Below are 4,031 nucleotides of genomic sequence, written 5' to 3'. Positions count from 1 at the left end.
CAGCTGCTCGGTCGGGTCGGTCACGCGACGAGCGGCGGCACCCGCTCGCCCTCGGGCGGCGCGGCCGGGGGAGTGCCGTCGCCGAACGGCCGCCCGCCGAGCTGCTCGCGACCGTGGTCGGTCAGCCAGCCCGACGGGTCGGGACCGGCCGGGACGATCCCCGTCGGGTTGATGTCGCTGTGCACGACGTAGTAGTGCGCCTTGATCTGGGCGAAGTCGATCGTGTCGCCGAAGCCGGGCGTCTGGAACAGGTCGCGGGCGTAGGCCCAGAGCACCGGCATCTCGGCCAGCTTCGAGCGGTTGCACTTGAAGTGGCCGTGGTAGACGGCGTCGAAGCGGGCGAGGGTGGTGAAGAGGCGGATGTCGGCCTCGGTGATCGTGTCCCCGACGAGGAACCGCTGCCCGGCGAGGCGCTCGGACAGCCAGTCGAGGCGCTCGAAGAGCGTGCGGTACGCCCGCTCGTAGCTCTTCTGCGAGCCGGCGAACCCGGCGCGGTAGACGCCGTTGTTCACGTCGCGGAACACGACGGCGTTCACCTCGTCGATCTCGCCGCGCAGGCGCTCGGGGTAGAGCTCGGGCGCTCCCTCGCGGTGGTGCTCGGTCCACTCGGTGGCGAAGTCGAGGGTGATCTGCGGGAAGTCGTTGGTGACCACCTTGCCGGTCGGCACGTCGACGATCGCGGGCACGGTGATGCCGCGGGCGTAGTCGGGGGTCCGGGCGAAGAACGCCTCCTGCAGCCGCTCGATGCCGAGCACGGGGTCGCGGCCGTCGGGGTCGAGGTCGAAGGTCCAGCTGCGGGCGTCGTGGGTCGGGCCGGGCAGGCCGAGCGAGATGGCGCCCTCGAGGCCGAGGAGGCGGCGCGAGATGACGGTGCGGTTGGCCCAGGGGCAGGCGCGGGCCGCGACCAGACGGTAGCGACCGGCCTCGACGGGCCAGCCGTCGACGGCGTCGCGCGTGATCCTGTCCTCGATGTAGTTCGTGTCGCGGGTGTACTCCTGGCCGGGCTCGACGTACGTGCCCTTCGCCTGCTGCTCGTCGCTCATGCCCGCCACCCTACGCAGAAGCGTCCGAGAGCCCCGCCGGGAGCCTCACGCGGACGCGTCCGAGAGGTCGGGCAGCTCGTGCCCCTCGGGGGCCGCTCCGGCCGCGCCCGCCGCCGCACGGCCCGCCTGCCAGTCGCGCCACATCGCCTTGAGGTCCCAGGCGGCCTCGGCCTCGAGCGAGATGCCGCGCTCGCCGGTGCGCCTGGTCCGCCCCTGGATCAGCAGCAGCTTCGTGCCGAACAGCAGCGGCCCCGACCTCGCCTGCGCCTCCTCGAAGAACGTCGCGTCGGCACAGCCCGTGCCGTCGTCGACGCTGATGAACACGACCCGTTTGCCGCTGCGCATCGGCGGCGTCTGGGTGGCGATCCGGATGCCCGCGACGAGCACGGTGGTGCCGTTCCAGTGGTCTCGCAGGTCGGCTGCCCGGACGACGCCGAGGTCGTCGAGCATCGGGCGGTAGCTCTCGATCACGTGCTCGCTGACCTCCATCGACAGGATGTCGAGCTCGTCGCCCACCCTGTCGCGCAGGCTCACGTCGGGGGTGCCGGTGGGCACCTCCGCCGAGTCGTCGACCGAGAAGTCGAGCTGGTTCTGCACGTCGGAGGCGCGTGGCCGTGCGGTGCGCTGCGTCAGCGACCGCACACGGGCGAGCACGTCGCCCCTCGTCCGCCCGGGGCCGGCCAGGGAGTCGAGCGCGCCGACCTGCGCCAACCGCTCGATCAGCCGCCGCGACGGCGTGGCCCGCTGCCAGAAGTCGGTGATCGACTCGTAGGGCCGGCCCACGACGACGCGGGCGAGCTCGGAGTCGCTGATGCCGTGCACGTCGGAGAGCGACAGGCGGATGCCGAGGTCGCCCGGGCGGCTGGGCGCGATCGGCGTCGCCGGGGCGCGCACCCGCTCGACCCTGTAGACGTCGGTCGACGCGTTGACGTCGAGCGGCAGCACGGGCACGCCCATGCGTCGCGCCTCGGTCAGCAGCAGCCGCTTCGGGTACATCCCGGGGTCGTGGGTCAGCACCCCGGCGAGGAACTCCGCCGGGTAGTGGGTCTTGAGCCAGGCGGTCTGGTAGGTGGGCAGCGCGAACGCGGCGCCGTGCGCCTTGCAGAAGCCGAAGGAGCCGAACCCCTTGAGCACCGCCCAGATCTTGTCGACCTGGGCGTCGGTGAACCGCCTCCTGCCGTCGTCGTCGACGTTCCCGGTCGTGCGCCTGCGGAACTCGACCTCGAGGGCGTCGTCCTGGCCCTTGCCCATGTGCCGACGGATCTCGTCGGCCTCGGCGAGCGAGACCTCCATCGTCGCCTCGAGGATGCGCAGCACGTGCTCGTGGTAGATCACCACGCCGTAGCTGTCGTCGAGGAACGGCGCGAAGCTCGGGTGCAGGTAGTCGGGCCGCTGGAACCCGTGCTTCGTGTCGAGGAACGGCGCGACCATGTTGCCCTTCATCGGGCCGGGGCGGAACAGCGAGATGTCGGCGATCAGGTCGCTGTAGCGGTCGGGCTGCATCTTGCCGATCAGCTCGCGCTGCCCGGGGCTCTCGATCTGGAACATGCCGAGGGTGTGGGTGGTGCGGATCGCCTCGAAGGTGGGCTCGTCGTCGTGCGGGATCTCGTCGAGCTCGACCCGCCCCTGCCGGTTGACGTAGGGAACGTCGACGGCGAGTCCGCCGGCCAGGGCGGCGCGGGCACCGTTCACCCGCTCGATCTCGTCGAGCGCGTACGCCATCGAGCTCTGCATCCGGACCCCGAGCACGTCGAGCTTCAGCAGGCCCGCGTCGTTCATGTCGTGCTTGTCGAACTGGCTCATCGGCAGCCCGATGCCGCTCGGCTGCACAGGAGTCGTGCTGAGCAGGTCGGAGTCGCCGAGGATCACCCCGCACGGGTGCATCGAGATGTGCCGGGGCAGCCGGTCGAGCCGCTCGGTCAGGTCGACGAGCAGGTCGATCTGGCCGTTCTGCCGGGCGAGGTCGGCGATGGCCCGCAGCTCGGGCTTCTCGGCCATGGCGGTGCGCAGGTCGCGGGCGTTCGACCGCCAGACGTTGTTCGCGACGAGGTCGATCTGGTCGTCGTCGAGCCCGAGGGCCTGGCCGGCGTCGCGCACCGCCCCCCGGCCGCGGTAGGTCGACTGCATCGACATGAGAGTGACCCGGTTGCTGCCGTAGCGGTCGAAGATCGCCCGGTAGATCTCGTGCCGCCTGGCCGACTCGACGTCGATGTCGATGTCGGGCAGCGTCTCGCGCTTGTTGCCGAGGAACCGCTCGAACAGCAGGTCGTGCTCTATCGGGTCGACGTTCGAGATGCGCAGCAGGTAGGTCACCAAGCTGCCCGCGCCCGACCCGCGAGCGGCGTTCCGCACCCGCATGTCGCGCATCAGCGCCGAGACGTCGGCCACGGTGAGGAAGTAGCTGGCGAAGCCGAAGCCCGTGATGATCCCCAGCTCGTAGCGCATCCGTTCGTCGACGGTGCGGCGCAGCGCCTGGTCGGCGTGGCCGAAGCGCTCGGTGACGCCCGCCTCGGCCCGGCGGAACAGCACCTGGTCGGGGTCGCCGTCGACGCCGATGGCGCTGAGCTCGGGCGTCTTCGGCCGGCGCCAGCGCAGGTCGGCATCGGGGTCGAGGCGGCAGCGGTCGGCGAGCCGCTCGGTCTCGGCGAGCATCTCCTCAGCCGCGCGGCGAGGGCACGAGGAGGCGTCGGCGACGAGGGTCGCCAGCGCGCGCATCTCGTCGCCCGGCTTCAGCGACGCCTGCGCGTTCGGCTGCGGCGTGAACGCCCCCAGAGGGGCCAGGTGCCCCGCCGAGTCGAGCACGTCGGCCGTGACCGCGCCGTCGGGGTCGAGGTAGCGCACCGCGTTGGTCAGCACGGCGGGCACCCCGACGTGCTCGGCCAGCTCGAGCATGCGCGCCGCGTGCCGCACGCTGCGGCTCTCGCCCGGCTCGGTGAGGTGGCAGACGACCTCGACGGCCACGCCGCCGGGCAGCTCGCGCGCCCAGGC

At 71.9% G+C, this 4,031-nt stretch carries 2 protein-coding genes; both read right to left on the bottom strand.

The window, feature by feature from the left end; genetic code table 11:
* Positions 1 to 20: 20 nt before the first annotated feature.
* Positions 21 to 1,043 (bottom strand): glutathione S-transferase C-terminal domain-containing protein, encoded by a 1,023-nt coding sequence (locus RWM17_RS12920; protein WP_314104276.1) that lies wholly within the window; start codon positions 1,041 to 1,043, stop codon positions 21 to 23.
* 45 nt (positions 1,044 to 1,088) lie between these two features.
* On the bottom strand, positions 1,089 to 4,031 hold a 2,943-nt coding region (gene dnaE, locus RWM17_RS12915; protein WP_314104274.1), incomplete at its 5' end, for a DNA polymerase III subunit alpha.

The organism is uncultured Frigoribacterium sp. (assembly GCF_963515265.1).
GTDB lineage: Bacteria > Actinomycetota > Actinomycetes > Actinomycetales > Microbacteriaceae > Frigoribacterium.
The sequence above is the reverse complement of the archived record's forward strand: the minus strand, read 5'-3'. Positions and strand labels throughout refer to the sequence as shown.

Excerpts from the sequence above, each read along its gene's own strand:
- RWM17_RS12920 (WP_314104276.1), bottom strand. The coding sequence starts at position 1,043 with ATGAGCGACGAGCAGCAGGCGAAGGGCACGTACGTCGAGCCCGGCCAG.